General features: G+C 72.9%; 10 protein-coding genes. 4 read left to right on the forward strand and 6 right to left on the reverse strand.

The features are described from left to right. The first annotated feature begins 20 nt into the window (after positions 1–20). Genes NBX02_RS08945 through NBX02_RS08955 form a run of 3 tightly spaced genes read left to right on the forward strand, consistent with a single transcriptional unit; the run spans position 21 to position 11,178 of the window. On the forward strand, positions 21–4,079 hold the full coding sequence (locus NBX02_RS08945; protein WP_250290888.1) for a protein kinase domain-containing protein: 4,059 nt from the start codon (positions 21–23) through the stop codon (positions 4,077–4,079). Beyond that, positions 4,076–5,728, forward strand: coding sequence for a methylation-associated defense system protein MAD7 (mads7, locus tag NBX02_RS08950; RefSeq protein ID WP_250281757.1), 1,653 nt, complete (start codon positions 4,076–4,078; stop codon positions 5,726–5,728). Before NBX02_RS08945 ends, mads7 begins: the two co-directional genes overlap by 4 nt. Continuing rightward, positions 5,725–11,178: a helicase HerA domain-containing protein gene (locus tag NBX02_RS08955; RefSeq protein ID WP_250281755.1), complete on the forward strand. Its 5,454-nt coding sequence runs from the start codon at positions 5,725–5,727 to the stop codon at positions 11,176–11,178. The genes mads7 and NBX02_RS08955 overlap by 4 nt, the downstream gene beginning before the upstream one ends. A 254-nt stretch (positions 11,179–11,432) precedes the next feature. On the opposite strand, the gene NBX02_RS08960 is transcribed toward NBX02_RS08955, so the two are convergent. The 4 genes from NBX02_RS08960 to NBX02_RS08975 form a co-directional block, all read right to left on the reverse strand. Next, positions 11,433–12,443: a glutathione S-transferase C-terminal domain-containing protein gene (locus NBX02_RS08960; RefSeq protein WP_250281752.1), complete on the reverse strand. Its 1,011-nt coding sequence runs from the start codon at positions 12,441–12,443 to the stop codon at positions 11,433–11,435. A 74-nt stretch (positions 12,444–12,517) separates the two neighbouring features. Then, the gene (locus NBX02_RS08965; protein ID WP_250281750.1) at positions 12,518–13,525 is read right to left on the reverse strand and encodes an ABC transporter permease; all 1,008 of its coding nucleotides are present in this window, start codon (positions 13,523–13,525) and stop codon (positions 12,518–12,520) included. Next, positions 13,501–14,487 carry an ABC transporter permease gene (locus NBX02_RS08970; RefSeq protein WP_250281748.1) on the reverse strand — a complete coding sequence of 329 codons (987 nt, stop codon included), beginning with the start codon at positions 14,485–14,487 and terminating at the stop codon, positions 13,501–13,503. The genes NBX02_RS08965 and NBX02_RS08970 overlap by 25 nt, the downstream gene beginning before the upstream one ends. A gap of 115 nt (positions 14,488–14,602) precedes the next feature. Next, entirely contained in the window at positions 14,603–16,201 is a 1,599-nt protein-coding gene (locus NBX02_RS08975) for an ABC transporter substrate-binding protein (protein ID WP_250290891.1), read from the reverse strand. A 429-nt stretch (positions 16,202–16,630) separates the two neighbouring features. Here NBX02_RS08975 and NBX02_RS08980 point away from each other — a divergent pair, with 429 nt between their 5' ends. Continuing rightward, positions 16,631–17,911, forward strand: a complete 1,281-nt coding sequence (locus tag NBX02_RS08980) for a transposase domain-containing protein (RefSeq protein ID WP_250281744.1) — start codon at positions 16,631–16,633, stop codon at positions 17,909–17,911. A 202-nt stretch (positions 17,912–18,113) separates the two neighbouring features. Here NBX02_RS08980 and NBX02_RS08985 read toward each other — a convergent pair whose 3' ends face one another. Next, a complete protein-coding gene (locus NBX02_RS08985) occupies positions 18,114–19,628 on the reverse strand; it encodes an MFS transporter (RefSeq protein WP_250281742.1) in 1,515 nt (504 codons plus the stop codon). Then, positions 19,628–20,107 carry a MarR family winged helix-turn-helix transcriptional regulator gene (locus tag NBX02_RS08990; protein ID WP_250281740.1) on the reverse strand — a complete coding sequence of 160 codons (480 nt, stop codon included), beginning with the start codon at positions 20,105–20,107 and terminating at the stop codon, positions 19,628–19,630. The genes NBX02_RS08985 and NBX02_RS08990 overlap by 1 nt, the downstream gene beginning before the upstream one ends. Positions 20,108–20,201: the final 94 nt, after the last annotated feature.

Here is a 20,201-nt window from a genome sequence, read left to right on the forward strand (position 1 = left end):
GAAAGCGGGGGCGGACGCTGATGGCGAGGATCGTTCGTCACGGCCCATGGGGCGGGCCGGGGGAGCAGGCGACCGCCGTCTACCTGCGCGACCACCTCGACGACGGATGGACGGTCGTGTGCGGCCGTCAGCTCGTCGGCGGGACGAACACGCGCGACTCCGACTTCATCGTCGTCGGCCCGAACAGCGTGACGGTCATCGAGGAGAAGTCCTGGCACGGTGAGCTGCTCGGCACCGAGGAGCGCTGGTACGACAGGCGGACCCACCACGAGCTGGGAAGCCCGATCAACCAGGCGAACGGTGTCGCGCGTGTCCTGGCGGGCAACATCGACCGGCTGCTGCGCCAGCACCGTCGGACGCTGGCGCGCAGGGCCGGAGCCGGGGCCGGGGCCGGAGCCGGAGCCGGCCACCAGGACCGGCGGCCGCACATCGTCGAGTACCTCGTCGTGCTGTCCTCGCCCGACGTCAGATTCGACGTGGCGGACCCACGCGCCGCCGACCGCGTGGTCCGGCTGGCCGGGTGCGAGCGGAGGCTTGTCGAGCTCGACCGGTCGACCGCCGCGCGCATGGATCTCGGGCCTGTCCGCGACCGCGTTCTGGCCTTGGTCGAGGGCCTCCCGGAAAGGCCGCTACGGCCGGCGCAGCTGGGCAGTTACCAGATCGTCGGAGACATCGAGCCGACACCGCGCGGCCCCAGGTACGTGGGCAGGCACCGCGACGGTGCGGTCCGGATTCTGCTGACCTATCAGCGCCAGGGCCTGTCCGAGGCGGAGCAGACCGAGGGCGACCGACTGATCCTGCGGGAGTACCACGCCATGCGGCGGCTCGCGCCGCTGGGCCGGGTTCTCGCGGTCGACCCCTACTTCGGCGTCGACGACGACCAGATGTGGGTGGTGCCGATGCACCCGCCCATGCCGTCCCAGCGGACGATCCGACGCCGGATCGCCGCCGGTGAACGCCCTTCGCCCTCCGCGTTCGCCGAGGTTGCCGCGGACGCCTATGCCGGGCTCGCCGACATGCACGCCGAAGGCATCGCGCACCGCGCGCTGCACCCGAGCCGGATCTGGCTGCCCGACAAGGCCAACAAGGTGACCTTCTCGGACCTGCTGATCGCCAAGATCGCGAATTCGGGGACCGTCTTCGACGCCGACGAGATCGACGAGCTCGGCCGGCCGTACCGTGCCCCGGAGTGCCGGCTCACCGTGCACGCCGCGGGCTACCCGTCCGACGTCTACTCCCTGGCGCTGTGCCTGCTCGCCTGGTGGGAGCTGCGCCAGTCCGACCCGCCGCTCGTCCCCGACGTCCCGCCGTCGCTGCCGGGCCGGGTCCGTGACGTGCTGTCCGCCTGCCTGGCGCAGGATCCCGGTGCCCGGCCGGAGGCCCGGCAGGTCGCCGACCTGCTCCTCGCGCACCTGCGCGAGGAGCGCAGACGCGCGGTGCGGCCGGCGCCCGGCGTGCGGATCGACAACAACAAGTACGAGCTGGTCCGCGGCCTCGGGGACGGCGCCACCGCGACCACCTGGCTCATGAAGGACCGGCGGTTCGAGATCTGGCACACGCTCAAGATCATGAAATCGGCGGGGACCCTGGACCACCTGCGCAGCGAGCTGACCCTGCTGCAGAAGCTCAAGCACGACCGGATCGTGAGCGTGTCCGGTTATCTGCTCGAGCCGTTCGGGCCGGCGCTCATCGCCGAGTACGTCGACGGCCGGACGGTGTCCGAGCTCGGCCTGACCCTGCGCGGCAACCTCGCCGCCTGCCAGAAGATCCTCGCCGACATGCTGGACGCCCTCGAGTACGCCCACCGCCGGGAGGTCCTGCACCGCGACATCTCCCCGAACAACATCATCGTGGACGCGGACGACCGGGCCACGCTGATCGACTTCGGGGTGGCGACCAGCGACGCGGACCGCAGCATCGTCGGCACCCTGCCGTACCAGGCTCCCGAGATCGCCGCCGGCCTGTCCTGGTCGCCGGCGGCGGACCTCTACTCCCTCGCCGTCGTGTGCTTCGAAGCGCTGACGGGCCGGCTCCCGTACCTGGTGGACGGGCAGTTCCCGGACAAGCGGCAGCTCGTCCGGCCCACCGGCACGCAGATCGGGGCCGGGGGCGGTGCCGGCGTGGACGCCGCTGTGTTCGACGTCATCCTGCGTGCCTGCGACCCCGAGCCCGACCAGCGCTTCTCGTCGGCCGCGGCGTTCCGCGACGCCGTCGCGTCCGCGCTCGCGCCTCCACCGGCCTCGTTACCGCGGGTCTCACCACCGGCGGTCTCGTTACCACCGGTCGCACCGCCATCGGCCGGGCGGGAACGAGAGGCCGGGCTGGAACGAGAGGCCGGGCGGGAGCGAGAACAGCCCGGCAGCCGGGCGCGGCGCGGGCTGCCGCGAGAAGAGCGGCCGGAGCGGAGCCAGGTCGTCAATCCGGCCGTGGACGAGATCCGGCAGCTCTTCCGCAACAGCGGGCTGGGCAACCGCGGCAACCGGGGCCTCGACTCCGAGTTCGCCGTGCGGACGTACGTCCCGACCAGGCTGGACGAGCGGCTCGTCCCGCGCGTCGTCGACGGCCGCCCGCAGCTGGTGGTCTTCAGCGGGAACCCGGGTGACGGCAAGACCGCCTTCCTCGAGCGTCTCGGCGAGTTCCTGCGCGGCCGGGGCGCGCGGGTGCTCGCCAGCGACGCGGCCGGCTGGCGGATGGCCCTCGCCGGCCACGAGTACGCCTCCGTCTACGACGCCAGCGAGTCCCACGAGGGCATGTCAGCGGACGAGCTGCTGCGCCGGGTGCTCGACCCGCTGGGCGACGGCGGCCCGGCGGGCGGCTACACCGCGCTCGTCGCCGCCAACGACGGCCGGCTCCTCGACTTCCTGGAACGCGAGGCGTCGCGTTATCCGCGGATCGCGAAGGCGCTCGCGGACGGCGGCGGGACCGACGGGACCGACGGGATCGACGGCGGCGGCACCGACAGCGCGGGGATCCTGCGGGTCGACCTCAAGGGCCGGTCGATGGCGTCGGTCGGCGCGGCGGCCGGCTCGCTGACGGTGCGGCTGCTGGAGGCGCTGGTCGCCGGCGACATGTGGGCCGAGTGCGCCTCGTGCGTCGCCGAACAGCGTTGCCCCATCGTCCGCAACGCCCGTGAGCTCGGCGTGCCGCGGGCCCAGGAGCGTCTGCACCGCCTGGTGCTCACCTCCCATCTGCGCCGCGGCCGCCGCCCCACCATCCGTGACCTGCGTTCGACGCTCGCCTACCTGGTGACCGCCGACCTCGGCTGTGCCGACGTCCACCAGGAGATCGGCGACGGGCCGGGGAACCCGGCGACCCCCGAGCGGCACTTCAGCTCGCTCGCGTTCGACGCCTCGGGCGGGCGGGACCGGCTGCTCGACGAGTGGCGGGAACTCGACCCGGCCACGGTCGCCACCGCCCGCCTGGAGCGGGCGCTGGCCCCGGACGCGCGCACCGGCACGGACATGGCCCGCGCGAAGCGCCGGCTCTACTTCACCGCGCCGGACGCCGAGGTGGCCGGCGCCGGGTACCTGAGCCCCTACCGCTACTTCGAGGAGTTCCGCGCGCTGTTGGCCGCCGGCCACCCTGGTGGTGCTGTGGCCGCCGGCCAGGAGAGCGGCACAGCGGGCGACAGGATCGTCCGGATGCTGCTGCGCGGCCTGTCGCGCTGCATCGGGCCTGTCGGCTACGACGGGGAGGGCGTCGCGGTCTCCGTCGGTGAACCGGCGGAGGACGGCGGGGCTGTCGTCAAGGTCCTCGCTCTCGACGAGTTCGCGGTCGAGGTCGCCTCGGTCGACGACCGGTTCGTCGAGACGGCAGCCGACGTGTTCGTGCTGCGGCACGTCGCCGGGCAGGCCGGCATGACCGTCGACCTCGACCTGTTCGAGCTGCTCATGCGGGCCGCCGCCGGCTACCTGCCGACCAACCCCGAGGTGACGCCGCTGCTGGAGGAGCTCGGCCTGTTCCGGTCGGGCCTCACGCTGCAGCCGGCGTCCAGAGTGATCGTCATCGAGCCTGACGGCCGGCGCAACGCCATCGCGGTGACCGGCACGACGATCGAGCTGCTGGGAGCCGACCGATGACACTCGTCCCGCCGAAGGACCTCCGGTCGTACTCCTTCGAACGGCTCACCGGGGTCGAGCTGAACGACTTCGACGTCGACCGGTTCCTGCCCGTGCTGTTCGAGATGGTGGTCACCAACGGCCGGCGGCTGAGCCGCTCGGACGCGCGCCCCACCGAGCCGGGCGGGTACATCGAGGCCCTCGCCGGCCATCCCGCCCTGCGCGGTTTCGGCGACGAGCACGGGCAGGCGGTGCTCGAGCAGTGGGTGAACACGAGTGTGGTCCGGCTCGGCCACAGCGGCCGCGGCCACCGTGACGTGCAGCTGGCCGCTGTCCAGCCCAGCCATATCGGCGCCTACCGGGCCGGGCTGCCGGCGGAGGGTGCCCGGCACCGCAAGGTGCATCTGGTCGTCTACCGCCTGCTGACGGACGCGCTCGCCCGCCGCGGCAGCCCGAACCCGGCGGGCGAGCTCAGGTCGCTGTTCCTGGAGGCGTTCGGGCGCGGCGTGTCGATCTCCGACAGCGCGGTCCCGCGGTTCGACGGGGCAACGGCCGACCTGGACGCCAACGTGCTGCTCAGCCTCTACTACCTGGAGGGTTTCACGCCCGGCAGGCTGCTGTCGGCCCGGCAGGCGCTCGACTGGGATCCCGTCATGCCGGGAGTGATGATCGCGCTCGGTGATCAGCTGTTGGACTTCCTTGCCGTCTACCGGCACCGGCTGCCCACCATCGCGCTGGCGCGGCACCTGGCGGCGCTGGTGAACATCGGCCTGTTCACCACGACGCTGCGCCTGTTCACGCTGGTCAACGACCTGTGCCGGGGCCGGGCCAGGCCGGCCGACCTCGGCGTCGACCGCAGGCCCGCGCGGACCGAGATCTACGTCGACTTCACCCGGCAGACCGGCGGCGACTCGGACCGGCTGGCCGGCGAGTGCGTCGACCGGGACCTGGAGCGGCTGCCCGCCTACCTCGACGACATGCTGCTGCTGAAGACCCTGGACCGGTACGCGGGCAACGAGGCGAAGCTCCGGCCCTACGTGCAGGACAGGCGTGGGCCCGACTGGCTGACCGCGCTCATGGATCTGCGCCACGACCAGTACGTGGAGTGGCGGGCCGGCCTGGAGCTCGAGCGGATCATCGAGGAGACGAGGAACGTCACCAGGTGCTCGGACGAGGACGCGCGCGCCGAGCTCGAGCGGGCCGCGCCGGGCGGGTCACAGCTCGACCAGGTCGTCGCCGCGATCCGCCAGTCGCAGACGAAGCAGGCGATCAAAGCCGCCGGGCAGTGGTTCTGGAACACCGGGGGGATGCGCAAACAGGCCGGGCTGCTGCGCGGCAACCTGCGGGGCCGGCGGGCCTGGCGGTACGCGATGACCGACGAGCTGCTCACCACGCTGCTGCTGAGCACCCTGGTGGATCCCGACCGGGGAGAGGCGCTGCCCCGGATGCGCCTGGCCGACCTGCTCGTCACGCTGGAGTCCCGCTGGGGCCTGCTCGTCGACCGGCCGCCGGCCGCCCGCGCCGACGCGTCGTCACGCGCCGTGGCCAACGCCAATCTTGTCGCGTTCACCGGCCGGCTGCGCCAGATGGGCTTCTTCGCCGATCTTTCCGACGACTTCAACGCCCAGTATGTGATCAATCCTCTTGCCGGAGCCGGAGCGCGGCGATGACCAGCCTGAGCACCGCCCTCGCCACCAGGGTCGCCGAGCAGCTGGTGGCCGACTTCCTGCGCGGCGCCCCGCCCGGCCGCTGCCTGCGGCTCGACCACCTGCGGGAGGCCGACTGCCATGCCGTCCGGGAGAAGGCCGCGCAGGCGCTGGCACAGGTGCCCGCAACGGGACGCGGCTCCTCGGCCGGTGCGGCGCAGATCGCCGTCCTGGGTACGACCGGCCACGCGGACGACACGGTCATCCGTCCCGAACGCGCGATCGAGCTGCGCAACCGCAAGTCGGCCGCGCTCCTGCTGCTCGTGCCGTCCGGTGCCGACACCCCGGCGGCCAGCAGCCTGGAGAACTCGTTCGAGTCGATCGACATCGACCATCTGTTCGTCAGGATCGCCCGGGACACCCACCACCGCCTGGACCGCTCGCTGCGGGAGCTGTGCGACCAGGTCCAGCAGACCGTGCGCCGCAACGCCTTCAACCACTCGAGGCAGGCGCGCGCCGAGTACCTGCTCGCCGTGAGCGCCGCCGCGAACGACCCGGCCGGCGGCGGTACCGCCAACGCCCTGTACAACGCCGAGCTCACGGCGGGTACGCACCTGCACCTCGTCGGCCTGATCCCGGACCATGGCGGCGCGTCGTTCGTCTCCCGGCTCGAGGCCAACGCCACCTGCGTGACCGCGCTGGTCAAGCCCGCGCGATCGCAGGAGGACGCCCGCGAGAGGCTGCGCAGCTGCCCGTTGCGCCAGGACGACGAGCACTACCAGGCCATCGAACGGTTCGTGGCCGCGGTGCCACGCATGTCCGAGCGCACCTGGCTGCACGACCTCGCCGCCCCCGGGAACCGCGGCCTCACGTTCGACCGGTGGCCCCTGGACCTGCCCGCGGACAGCGACCTCGTCGCCCTGCACGTCGAGCCGTTCGCGAACCAGGACGGCATCGTCCCGGCCGGGACGGGGCTGCGCGCCGGGCCCGACAGCGCGCTGCCCACCTGCTCGACCAGAGGCGGGTTCGTCAAGGCCACCTGGAGGACCGAGCCGGCCAGGCCGAAGGACGTCGCCCGCTGGCGTGTCGAGATCATCCCGTCGGAGGAGTACTACGGCGAGGAGACGGACTTCGACGTCGAGCTTCCCAGCGCGTCCGGGAAGGCCAGCGCGCGCAGCCACCGGCTGACGGTCGCGGTCGACACCGAGGAGGCGCAGCGGGTCCCGGCGGTGGTCGTCGTCCGGGTTCAGGCGCTGGACCGCAACAACCAGGTGCTCCGCCTGCGGGACGGCCAGCCCGCGCAGGCGGTGAGCCAGGAGTTCTCCCTCGACGACGTACCGCCGCCGGAGAGCACGGCCGTCCGGCGGGACAGCGCGTTGTCGCTCCCGGTCGCGCGGCTGCGCGCCCTGCGGGCCGGCGTGGACGCGCAGAGCGAGACCTGCGAGGGCTGGCAGGAGGCGGACCTCGCCTACCTGCAGCTCCGCTTCGGCCGTGGCCACGCCACCCGGATCGCCCTCAGCGTCGCCCTGCGGGAGCTGGGGCAGCGGGTCCTGGCCGAGCCGGACAGCGCCGGCCGGTACGCGGCGGTGGTCGCGGCCGGCCAGCCGTTCTCCGCGGGACGGGCCGTGCCGGTCGGCCCCGAGCGGCCCGGCGGCGCGGGCAAGGCGTTCCTGGCCGCCCGCCGGGAGTTCTTCGACGCGGTGCGGGCGCAGCCCGGCCGCGGGCTCATCGAGGTCGCCGACCTCACCGACGAGCTCGCGGCGCTGGCGAGCCGCTACACCGCCTCCTACGGGCGGGCGCTGCGCCGGGACGCCAGCCCCGCCGACACCCGGGCACTCACCACCATCGACACGCTCCGCCTGCGGATCGACCTCGGCCGGCGCGACCACCCGGTGAACGCGCTGGTCGTGCTGCCCACGCACCCGTTGCGGGTGGCGTGGTATCTCGCGTACTGGGCCGAGCTGACAGGATGGTGCCGTCAACTACGCTCCGTATCCAGCAAGGAGGAGCGGGCTGGCGAGGTGGACATCGATCTGCTCGCCCGGCTCAGCCCGGCGCGCACGCCGTTCCTGCTCAGCGACGACGACGGCCGGCCGTATGTGTTCGCGCAGAACCTCCGGCTGCTGCACGGCGTCTACCTGCCGGTCGGCGAGCCGGACCCGGCAACCGCCATCAGCGAGATCGTCGGCGCCCTCGGCCTGCCCAGCTCCGACGTCAGCGTGGGCGAGGTCCCCGCCGCGCGGCTGGCCGAGCGCATCCGCCTCTACCGGCAGACCCACCACCAGCCCGAACGCCTGCGGATTCTCGCGACCAACCCGGGCAGCGGGGCGTTCCTCGGCGAGGCGCTGCGGGCCGTCACCGCCGAGGCCTCCGGGGACCCGGCGACGGCGGAGGCCGACGGCGGGCTCGCGCCGCACATCCAGGTGGAGACGTTCGGGGAAGGCGCCTCGGAGACGAGCCCCCTGCCCGGGCTGCGCGAGCTGCAGCAGGAGCTCGCCGAGAACCGGGCCCGGCGCAGCCGTGGCTTCCTCGACCCGGCACTGGAGATCTCGACCGCGCCGCTGGACGCGATCGACACGGCACACGACGCCCATCTGGCGGTGCTCACCGACGTCAGCCACCCGGAGCTGGTCATCGGCACCCCGACGGTGACGGCGGGCAGCGTCTCGTTCCGCGGCCTGATCACCCGGCCCGTCACCGACCTCGGCCCGGACGGTGGGTGGGTGACCGGAATCGACTTCCCGCCCGCGCGCGGCGCCGACTCCACACCCCTGACCGACCTGCACCGGCGGTTCGCGGAGGCCGTCACGTCGCTGTTCGTCGCAGCCGCGGGCGGGACGCCGGCCGGCGGCTCCCCGGTGGTCACCTCCGGCGCCGCGGCCGGCCCGGACAATGGTCCCGGCCTGGGCAATGGCCCCGATCCGAATAACGGTCCTGTTTCGGGCAATGGCCCCGGTCCGGGTAATGACTCTGATCCGGGCAATGGCCCTGGTCCGGGCAGCGGCCCCGGCCCGGAGGCGACGGTGCTGCTGCCGAGCCGGGCGATCCGGCCGGCGGTACTGTCCGCCACGCGGTTCACGCCGGCCCAGGACGGGCCGTCGACGCCGGACGAGCCGCGTTCCGCGGCCATCGCCCGGGTGCGCATGGAGGTCAGCGGCCGCACCGCGCGCGTGCTCGAGATCGCCCACGAGCGGTGCGACTGGGTCATCGTCCTGGACCGTTTCCTCGGGCTGGACGCCTTCGACGACCCGGCCACGCGCACCGCCGGCGGGCGCCGCTACATCCTCGACTACGCCCCCGAGTTCCTCGACGGGCTCGGCCACCAGATGTCCATCACGACCGCGCACCGGGCGGACGTCGAGAAGATGTTCCTGCGCGCGATGACCGAGCTCGGCTTCTACCGTCCGGGCGAGTCCGTGTCGTCGGTCATCGACGAGCTGCTGCTGGTGTCGGGCCGACTGATCCTCGCCGCGACCGGTGACGACAACCGGGCGAAGGAGGCGGTGGCACTGGCGGCGGTGGTGGCGCACCTGCGCCGTCGTGGTGAGCTCGAGAACACGGTCATCATCCCCGTCGACGCCCATCCGGAGCTCTTCGGCTCCCGCGCCCGGCGCCAGTCCGGCCAGCGGGCCCGGCGGTGCGATCTGCTCCTGGTCCGTTTTCCCACCACGCGCCGGGTGAGCATAGAGGCCGTCGAGGTGAAGTCGCGCGGCATGCTCGGCAGTGAGGATCTCGCCCGTGACATCGCGGGACAGGTGGATGCGACGATCGATGTCATCAACCGGTTGTTCTTCACCGAACCTGTCCGGATCGACCGCCCGCTCCAGCGGGCCCGGTTCGCGGCGCTGCTGCGCTACTACCTGCGCCGGTCCGCCCGCCGGAGCCTGATCACGGAGGCGGTGGAGTTCGGCCGCATCCAGGAGACCATCGACCGGCTGGAGACGAGCGGTCTGGCGGTCGGCTACCAGCGCAGCGGCTACATCGTGGTCCTGCACGAGGACGGAACAGCCGACTTCGAGGTCAGCGGCACCCGCATCCGCACCATCACGGCCAGAAACCTCCAGGCGGACGAGGACGCCGACACCCGCCGCCCCGCCTACATCCCGCCGCCGCGCGCGTTCGACCCGATCGTGGTGTCGGGTGCCGCGGACCCGGACCCGGACGGGCCCGGCACGAGCGTCCATGCCGACACGGACACGGACGTCTCGCCAGCCGTCGGCACGCTCCCGTCGTCCGCCGCCGTCGGCGCGGACGGTGGCGAAGCCGGTGGACGTCCCCCTGAGCCTGCGGGCACCTCGGCAGATGCCCCGTCGCAGCCTCCGGCCGAGTCGCCGCCGACGCCGCCGAGGACGGCTCCGGCCGAAGCGCAGCCGACGACGCCGCCGAGCCCGTCGGATGAACCGCCGGCCCGGGAGCTCACATACCCGCGGGCCGTGCGGGTGCTGGTGGGCCGCACGCTGCCTCCGGAGGAGGACATCGTCTGGGAGGCGAGCACGACCGGCAGCCCCCACCTGTTCATTCTCGGTATCCCGGGACAGGGCAAGTCGGAGACGACGATCCGGTTGCTTCAGGGCGCGGTGGAGCAGGGCCTGCCCGCACTGGTGATCGATTTCCACGGCCAGTTCGGGAACGACCCGCGGCGGCCGGAATCCCTGCATGTGCGGGACGCCGCGGCAGGCCTGCCCTTCTCACCGTTCGAGCTGGCGGCGGACGCCGGCCGGCACGCCTACAAGATGAACGCGCTGTCCGTCTCGGAGATCTTCGCCTATGTGTGCGGGCTTGGTGACATCCAGCGGGACGTCGTCTACCAGGCGCTGGTGGGCGGTTACGAGGCGCATGGCCATGGTGCTCTCACCCCGCCGCGGGGTGTTCCGACGCTGGAGGCGGTCCGGGACAGGATCGCGCGGCTGGAGAAGGAACGCGGGGTGGCGAACGTGCTCGCCCGCTGCCGGCCGCTGCTGGAGTACGGCCTGTTCACGGACGACACCGGGCTGAGCATCCAGGACCTGATCAGGAGTGGGCTCGTCGTCGACCTGCACGGCTTCGCCGAGGTGGAGCAGGCGCAGGTCGCCGCCGGCGCGTTCCTGCTCCGCAAGGTCTACAAGGACATGTTCTCCTGGGGGCAGACCGGGCAGTTGCGGCTTGCCATCGTGCTTGACGAGGCGCACCGCCTGGCGAAGGACGCGACCCTCCCCAAGCTGATGAAGGAGGGCCGAAAGTTCGGTGTGGCGGTCGTCGTCTCCAGCCAGGGCATCGACGACTTTCATCCGGACGTGCTGGCCAACGCGGGGACAAAGATGATATATCGGATCAACTATCCGCAGTCGCGTAAGGCGGCTGGCTTCGTCCGGGTCAGGGCGGGCCGTGACCTCACGGAGGAGATCGAGCAGCTTCCGGTCGGCAACGCCTACGTCCAGACACCCGACATGGCATCCGCCCGCCGAACCCGCATGCTTCGTCCGGACAGCCAGTAGGGACGCCGACCGGCCGCATCCGACCAGTTCCCCTGGATCATCGCTCGCCCGTGGCTCCGCCCGCCGCGCCCGCGGCTTCCCGGTCTGCCGCGTGCTTTTCCTCGCGTCACGTTCGCGCCGTGCGCTGGAGAGTCACTGGCGGGCCGGTCGGTGAGCGGTCTTTCTTCGCAGGAATTTCCTGTGGCATTGTTGCGGCGGAAGAAAGTGCGTTCGGCAGACGCCCGGACGCCGCCGGCCGATAATGCGTGATCGTTTCAGGGTCGGACGGCACCCACCTCTTCCCGTCCGTGCGGGGTGTCCCATTCCGCCGTCGTCCAGCTGGTCAGGGACGTGCGGGGGACGACCCGCTCCGGGTGCAGCTGGTCGAAGTTGTCGGCGAAGTTCCGGCGGATCACGGCGAAGTCCGTCGCGTCCCTGAAAGCGGGCAGCGCGTACAGGTCGCGGGCATAGGCCCACAGCGCGGGGAAGCCCTCCGGGCGGGCGATGTTGGTGGCCAGCAGCCCGGGGTAGGCGACGTCCAGCCGGGCCAGCGACAGCCACAGCCGCACGTCGGGCTCGGTGATGATCGGCCCGAACAGGTAGCGCCGGGTGCGCAGCCGCTCCTCCAGGGTGTCGAAGCGTTCGAAGAGCACCCGCAGGATCCGAGCGTGCTCGACCGGGTCCGCCGCGTGCCCGACCCGGTGCAGGGCGTTGTTGACGTCCTGGTGCAGCCAGGTGTTGAAGGCGTCGATCCGCCAGCGCAGCGCCCACGGGTAGAGGTCGACGTCCGGGTCGGCCCAGGCGTCGAACTGTGTGCTGAGGTCGAGGCTGATCGTGCCCGACTCGTTGCTGATGATCCTGCCGTGTTCCCGGTCCCACAGCGCGGGCACGGAGGCGCGGCCCAGCCAGCCCGGCACCGTCGCCTCGTACGCCTCCCGCAGCCGGGAGAAGCCGTTGACCGGGTCGGGCCCGGAGCGGCCGCCGAAGATCCAGCCGCGCTCGTCGGTGGAGTCGTCGACGTACGACAGCGAGACCACGTTCTGGAGGCCCTTGAGCGCGCGGACGACCGCGGCGCGCGACGACCACGAGCAGCCCCAGGAGACGTAGACGTGGTAGCGGCCGGGTTCGGCGCGGTAGCCGCTGGAGCCGTCGGCGGTGATCCGCCCGCGCAGCCGCTCCACGTCGCGGGCCGGGGTTGCCGGGAGCTGGTCGCAGGACTCGATCTCGGGCGCGCAGGCGGTGTCGACCACGGCCGGGAGCTGCCCGGTGAACTGCACCTGAGTCATGGGTACTCCGTAAAGGTGTCGGACGGACGGGACGAGGAACGGGGCTGACGAAGATCGGGGCTCCGGACGGGGGCTCACGGCCGGCCACCGGGGGAGAGGGCGCGGGCGATCCGGTTGACCGCCACGGTGACGGCGGCGATGGTCAGGCCGGGCAGCACGGTCAGCCACCAGGCGGTGCCGAGGTAGTCACGACCCTCGGAGACCATCGCGCCCCACTCCGGCGTGGGTGGCTGCGCCCCGAGACCGAGGAAGCTCAGCGCGGACACCGCGAGCACCGCGGTGCCCAGCTCGAGTGCCGCCAGCGCCAGCACCGGGCCGCACACGTGCGGCAGCACATGGGTCAGCAGCACCACGGGGCCCCGCACACCCGCGGCGGACGCGGCCTCCACATACGGCTCCTGCCGGGCCCTGAGCACCTGGGCGCGCACGATCCGGGAGAAGCCCGCGATGCCCGCCAGGCCCACGGCGATCGCCGCGTGCGCGGTGCCGGGACCCAGCGCGGTGACCACGGTCAGCGACAGAATGATCGCCGGAACGGCCAGCACCGTGTCGACCATCCGCATCAGCAGGGCGTCGACCCAGCCGCGTAGGCTGCCCGCGACCAGGCCGATCGTGACCCCGCCGGCCAGTGCGAGCCCGACCGCGATCACCGGGGCGCGCAGTGAAAGCGATGAAGCATGTACTACCCGTGACCAGACGTCCCGGCCGAGGTAGTCGGTGCCGAACCAGGCCGCGCCGCTCGGCGGGAGCAGCGCGCGGTCGGGCGTGGTGGCCAGCGGCGCGTGCGCGCAGAACACCGTGGGCACGAACGCCCAGGCCAGGACGAGCGCCAGCACCAGCACCGCCAGCGTGAGCCCCGGGCTGCGCCACGCGCCCCGCAGCACCGCGCGCGAAGCCGCCCACAGCGACGCCCGCGGCGCCACGGGGAAAGGGGTGTCGCTGTGGGCCGTACCGCGGACGGCGCCGTGCGCGGCATCACCGACGCTTCCATGAGAGGTTCCACGGGGAGTCCCATGGGCAGCATTGTGGGTGGCGTCACGGGCGGTGTCGGGGGGGTTCAGGCCGACCGTGGTCTCAGCCATCCGCGGCTGCCCCTTCCCGTTGCGGGCCGCTCGGCCAGGCGCGGGTCGAGCAGTGGCGTCACCAGGTCGACGGCAAGGCTGACGGCGGCGAAGACCAGGGCGCTGACGACCACCGCGCCCTGCACCACCGGGATGTCCTGCGCCTCGACCGCGGCCGCGGTGATGCGGCCGAAACCGTCGCGGGAGAACACCGTCTCCACCACCACCGAGCCGGCCAGCAGACTGCCGATGATCAGCCCCAGTAGGGACAGCAGCGGCAGCGCCGCGTTGCGGGTGGCGTGCAGCAGCAGCACCCTGGCCCGCCCGGCCCCCTTGGCCCGGGCGGTGGCGACGTAGGGCGACAGCAGGACGTCGGCCAGGCCGCGGGCGAAGACCTGCGTGATCACCGAGGCCGTCGGGATGGCCAGGGTGATCGCGGGCAGCACCAGCCCGCTGCCGCCGGTGTGCCCGAAGGCGGGCAGCAGCTTCCAGCGGAAGGAGACCACTTCCAGCAGCACCAGGCCCACCACGAACTGCGGGAACGAAACCCCCAGCGAGGGCGCCGACAGCAGCAGCCGCGACAGCCGCCGCGACCGGGTGGCAACCGCGGCCAGCGCTGTGCCCACCCCGAGCAGCACGGCCAGCGCCAGACCCACCCCCGCGAGGGCCAGGGTCTGCGGCAGCGCGGTGGCAAAGATGTGGACGACGGTGTCGCCGCTGCCCACCGACCGGCCCAGGTCGCCGTGGAGGGCGGCCCACAGCCGGTCGGCGTACTGCTCCGGCAGCGGGCGCTCGAAGCCGTAGGCGGCCCGCAGCTGGCGCACCTGCTCGGGGGTGGTGTTGGCGACACCGCCCTGGCCGCTGAGCATGATGGCGACCGGATCTCCGGGCAGCAGGTAGAGCAGGGCGAAGGAGAGCGTGAACGTCGCCCACACGGTGACCACCGCATGCAGCAGCCGCAGCAGCAGGTGACGTACCGTCATCTTCCGCGTCTCTCCTGTTCATGCTCTGTCGCGTTCTGATCCGTGCCATCCTGAACAGTTTTGTCCTGATTTGTGCTGTCAGGTCCGCGCTGCCCGGCTGGTGCCTGCTGGCCGGTCAGTTCGCCAGCCAGGTGTCGAAGAACGCCGGCTGCGCGGAGCCGTCCAGCGCCACCCCCTGCACCCGCCCGGCGAACGCCACGGACTGAGCCTGCTCGTAGACGGGCAGCGAGTACGCCTCCTGGACGATCTGCCGCTGTGCCTGCCCGACCAGGGCTGCGCGCTCGGCGGCGTCGAGCGTCTCGGACTGTTTCGCCAGCAGCGTGTCCAACGGGTTGCCGGCGGGCAGGTGGGCGCGGTTCTTGGTGGTGGTGGCGAAGACGGTCGACAACACGTCGGGGTCGGCGCGGGTCAGGCCGAACCACAGCAGGTCGTACCGGCCGGCGTCCTGGTCGGGCGCGAGCTGGTTCAGCGGCAGCCCGGAGAGCTGGGCGTCCACGCCGATCTCGCGCAGCTGGGACTGGACCAGCTGGAGCACGTTGCGGCTGGCGGTGTCGACCCCCGGGTAGATCAGCGTCGGTGCCAGCCGCACGCCGTCCCTGGCGCGGATGCCGTCACCGCCCGGCCGCCAGCCGGCCGCGTCCAGCAGGGCGCGGGCACCTGCCGGGTCGTGGGCCAGGTCGGCCGACAGGTCGGTGTACGCGGGCGTGCTGGAGGTCAGGATGCTGCTGGCCGGCCGGTAGTGGTCGCTTAGCAGGGTCCGGACGATGGTGGCGCGGTCGATGCCCTTGGTCAGGGCCTTACGGACGGAGGCGTCGGCCAGCAGCGGCCGCTCGGTGTTGGCCGTCAGGTTGTACGTGACGCCCGGCACCGGCCGGGACAGCTCGGTGGCGCCGCCGGCGGCGAGCCGCCGTTCATCCCGCGCGTCGACCCCGATGACCGTGTCGACCTGACCGGAGAGCAGGCTGCCGACGCGCACCCCGGACTCGGGCACCACCTTGTAGTCGATGCCGTCGAGGTAGGCCGCGCCCTGGTGCTTCCACACCGGCGAGCCCCACGCGTAGTCCGCGCGCCGCGCAAGCCGGATCTCCGTGCCCTGCACGGCCTCCTTCAGCACGAACGGGCCCGCGCCGGCGAGGCCGCGGCCCTGGCAGCGCTCTTCCGGGGCGAGGGCCAGCGAGGCGGGGGAGAGCAGTCCCAGCGCGGCCGTCGAGGTGGCCTGGAGGAACTGCGCGTTGGGACGGGAGAACGTGACCTTCGCGGTGTGGCTGTCGACCACGGTGGTGCCCTGGTAGCCGGTCAGGTAGCTGGCGGCGACCGCGTCCACGGCGCCGAGCCTGACGATGGCGTCGAAGTTCGCCCTGACCGCGGCCGCGTCCACCGGCGCGCCGTCGCTGAAGGTCGCCCCGGGGCGCAGGGTGAAGGTGAACTCGGTGGCCGACGCGCCGACCTCGAACTTCGAGGCCAACCACGGGACGATCTTTCCGGTGGCCGGGTCCTGGTCGGTGAGCGAGGACACCAGCTGGCGGCTGATCGCGGTGTTGCCGTTGGAGCTGTTGTTCTGCGGATCCAGGCACAGCGGCTTGCTCACCACCGCGACCGTCAGCATTCCGCCGCCGCGCGCGGCACCCAGGCCGGGCGCCGCCGTCCCGCCGCCGCCGTCGTCCGACGAGGAGCAGGCGGCCAGTCCTAGCCCCAGGCACAGCACCACCGCCATTCCGGGCAGAATTCGGCGGCCCGGCCCTCCGATATGTCTGCGGCGCGCGGGAACGGGTGGGCTCGACTGGCGGAACATGGACACTCCTGAAGCGGATTGTTGCGGAGCGGAAATCAGCGGTGCCGCCTTGCGACGGACGTCGACCGGTACGCGCGCGGACGGAATGCGGACACGGAAATCGCCGGCCCGCGGCCCACGGCGTGGTGACTGGTGATATGGGGTGTGTACGCAGGTGGCTCAGGGACAGAGCGCACTTGCCTGCCGGACGAGGTCGACGTCCAGACGGCGCATCAGAATTACGGCTCCCGCGGGCACGTCGGGAGACTACCGTGGCTATTCGGGGCAGGGCCAGAGACAATTGACGCCGCCAGCCGGGGGCTGTTGACTTAACGGCCCGGTACCGCCAGGAATAGGAACGGAGAACCGAATATGGAGCTGAGCGGCACGACGGGCCCCGACGTGGGTGACTCGCTTGCCGACCGCATCGCCGTCGCCATGCTCACCAGGGCTTTTCCCGCCGACGTCGTCGACGCCGTGCTCGCCGACACCGGCCGGATCCAGATGCGTACCCGGCTGCTGCCGTCCCGGGTGGTGGTGTACTTCGTGCTGGCGCTGTGCCTGTTTCCCGGTCTTAAGTACGAGCGGGTGGCGCGGCTGCTGGCCCAGGGGCTGATCTGGAGCCTGGGTCGGCCGACCACCTGCCCGGTGCCCACGGCCGCCGCGCTGTCACGGGCCCGGGCCAGGCTCGGCGCCGAGCCGCTGGAAGCGCTCTTTCGTGCCACGGCCGCACGGGTGGGTGGTCCGCCCACCTACCGGGGGCTGCGCGTGCTGTCCCTGGACACGCTGCGTATCGAGACGCCGGACTCCGAGGAGAACCTGGCCGCCTTCGGCCGCGACCCGGCCACCGGCGAGGGCCCGCCGTGCCTGCGGGTCGCGGCCCTCGCCGACGAGACGACCCGGGCCGTCGTCGACGCCCGGCTGGGCCCGGACGCAGGCGCCCGGGCCGTGCTGACCTGGCCGCTGCTGCGGGCCCTGACCGGGCACGACCTGCTGCTCGCCGACTTCGGCACGCTCGGCGTCCGGGCCTGGTGCGTGGCCCGCGAGCACGGCGCGGAACTGTTGTGGGCCGCGCCCGCCGACACCGCGCTGACCCCCCACGCCATGCTGCCCGACGGCTCGTACCGCTGCGTGCTCGACGGCGCCGGCGACTGCCCGCAGGACGAGGACGAGACGGGCGTCGCGGTGCCCGTCCGGGTCGTGGAGGGCGCCATCGCGGGTCGGCCGGTCCGCTTGGTCACCAGCCTGCTCGACCCGGTGCGCGCCCCCGCGGCCGAACTCGTCGAGCTGTACGCGAGGCGCTGGCGGTTCCGCGAGGCGCTGGCCGGCCTGGCCGGTCTGGCCACGCCGGGCTCTGCCCACGCCCGGCCCGCCGTCACGGCCGCGTCCGCCCTGCCCGCTGCCGGGGCTGGCGGCGGACCCGGGCGGCCCGAGCCGGTGCCGGTGCCGGTGCTGCGGTCCCGCTCGGCGAGCGGGGTCCGCCAGGAGGTGTGGGGCTACCTGCTCGTCCACCAGGCGATCACCGTGCTGCTGCGCGGGGACCTGCCGGGCCGCCGTGACACCACCGCCACGGTGGGCAGGGAGGCCGCCGGGGCCGTGCCCCGCTTCGCCACCCATGGCCCCGGCCCGCGGCCGGTCCGCCGGATCGTCTGACGTCCGGCGTGCGTCCTGCCTGTCTCGCCTGGACTTTTCGCCCTGCCTGGACTTTTCGCCCCGCCCGGACTTTCCGTCCAGCCTGGACTTTCCGTTCCGCTCGAACCTTTCACCCTGCGGTGGAGGATCGCTGGAACTCGGTTGGAGCCAGCCGCGCGGACCGGCGCCCACCGCCGCCGGGCGGCTGCCAGCCGTCGGTCGGTCAGCCCTCCGGCACCGCCGCCGGCTTCGGCTTCGGCGGCCAGGGCAACAGCAGTGTGATCAGTACGCAGCCCACCAGGATCGCCGCGGAGGTGATGAAGGCCAGGTCATAGCCGGAGGTGAGAGCCGCGCCACTCGGATGCGGCCCGGAGCCGTCGGGACGGGAGCTGGTGTGCGCGGCGGCCAGCGAGGTCAGCACCACCAGGCCGAACGAACCGCCCACCTGCCGGGCCGCGTTGGCCAGACCGGAGGCGACGCCCGCGTCCTGCGGCTGCACGCCTGCCATGGCCGTCACGGCGACCGGGGTCAGCGCGACACCGATACCGAGGAAGACCAGCACACCCGGGCCGATCACGCCCAGCGCCACGAGCGTGTCCGTCCGCAGCGCGGCCTGCCAGCCGAAGCCCGCCGCCGAGATCAGCAGCCCCGCCGAGATCAGCACCGGCGGCCGGCGGCCGGCGGCCAGCAGGCGTGCCGCCGTCCGCGCGCCGACGACCGTGGCCACCGCGTGCGGCACGAAGACCAGCCCCGCCTCCACCGGGCTGTAGCCGCGGACGTTCTGCAGGTAGAGCGAGACGAAGTAGAGCAGCCCGAAGAACCCGGCGCCCAGCAGGAACATCACCACGTTCGCCCCGCTGCGCAGGGCCGACCGCAGCAGCCGCAGCGGCAGCAGGGGCACCGTCGCCAACCACTGCTCCACCACGACGAACAGCGCGAGCAGCAGCGCTCCGACGACGATCGGCAGCCAGCTTCCCACCGGGCTCCAGCCGTCCTTGCCCGCCTGGACGATGCCGTACGCGACCGCGGTGAGCCCGGCGGAGACCGTGACGGCGCCCGGGACGTCCAGGCTGCGCCCGCCCAGCCCCGGCAGGTCGGCCAGCCACCGCAGCGAGCCGGCCACGACGGCGACCCCCACCGGGAGGTTGACCAGCAGGATCCACCGCCAACCGAGGTAGTCCGTGAGCAGGCCGCCGAGGATCGCCCCCGCGGCGCCGCCGACCGCGCCGACCATGGTCCACGCGGCGATCGCCCGGGCGCGCCGGGCGCCCTCGGGGAAGGTCGTGGTCAGGATGGTCAGCGTGCAGGGGGCCAGGATCGCCGCGCCCAGGCCCTGTAGCGCCCGCGCCGTGACCAGGACCCCGGCCGAGGGTGCGGCGCCGCCCAGCACGCTGGCCACGGTGAACAGGGCGACACCCGCGACGAAGACACGCTTGCGGCCGTACAGGTCGGCGGCCCGCCCGCCGAGCAGCATGAAGCCGGCGAAGGTCAGGGTGTAGGCGTTGACGACCCACGGCAGGTCGGCGGTGGAGAAGCCGAGCGCGTCGTGGATCGACGGCAGCGCCACGTTCACGATGGACACGTCGAGTACGACCATGAACTGGCCCAGGCAGGCCAGCGCCGTGATCACGCCGTCGGGCGCGCGGCGCGGCAGCGGGACGGATGTGGGCGCGGGCGTCGGGGCAGGGGCCGCGGGCTCGGGGAGGGCGGCCCGGTCCAGGCCGCGCTCCACGCTCATCAGGCGCCTGTCCGGTGCGCCCGGGCGTCGATGCTCTCGGCGAGGCTCACCAGGCTCGCGGTCAGCCGGTGCACGTCCTCGGCTGCCCAGCCCGCGACGAGTTCCGCCAGTGCCCGGGACCGGGCCGCCCACAGCCGTTCGAGCACCTCGCGGCCCTGCTCGGTGACCTCCAGCAGTTGGGCGCGATGGTCCAGCGGGTCCGGCAGCCGCAGGATCAGCCCCGCGCTCGCCAGCCGTTGTGTCTGCGGGCTGAGCGAGGAGCGGTCCACCCCCAGCCGCTCGGCGATCGTGGACAGTCGCACCGGCTGCCAGCGGTCGATCTGTGTCAGCAGCGTGTAGTCGCCCGCGGGAAGGGTCAGCCCCGCCTCGGCGGCGATGCGGCGCTTGGTAGCCGGCGACAACAGCCAGCACCCGGCGGTGTTGAGCGCCACCGCCGCGCCAGCGATGGCCTGATCGGTCTGAGGAGCCGTACTGGTCATACGGCCACGCTATCTCGATTGGTTGGGTAAAACCAACTGAGAGATCGGACATGGCCTCAAGACGGCTTTCTCCAGCGCCGTGTCGGCTTCAGCC

The organism is Protofrankia sp. CiP1_Cm_nod1 (genome assembly GCF_920888515.1).
GTDB lineage: Bacteria > Actinomycetota > Actinomycetes > Frankiales > Frankiaceae > Protofrankia.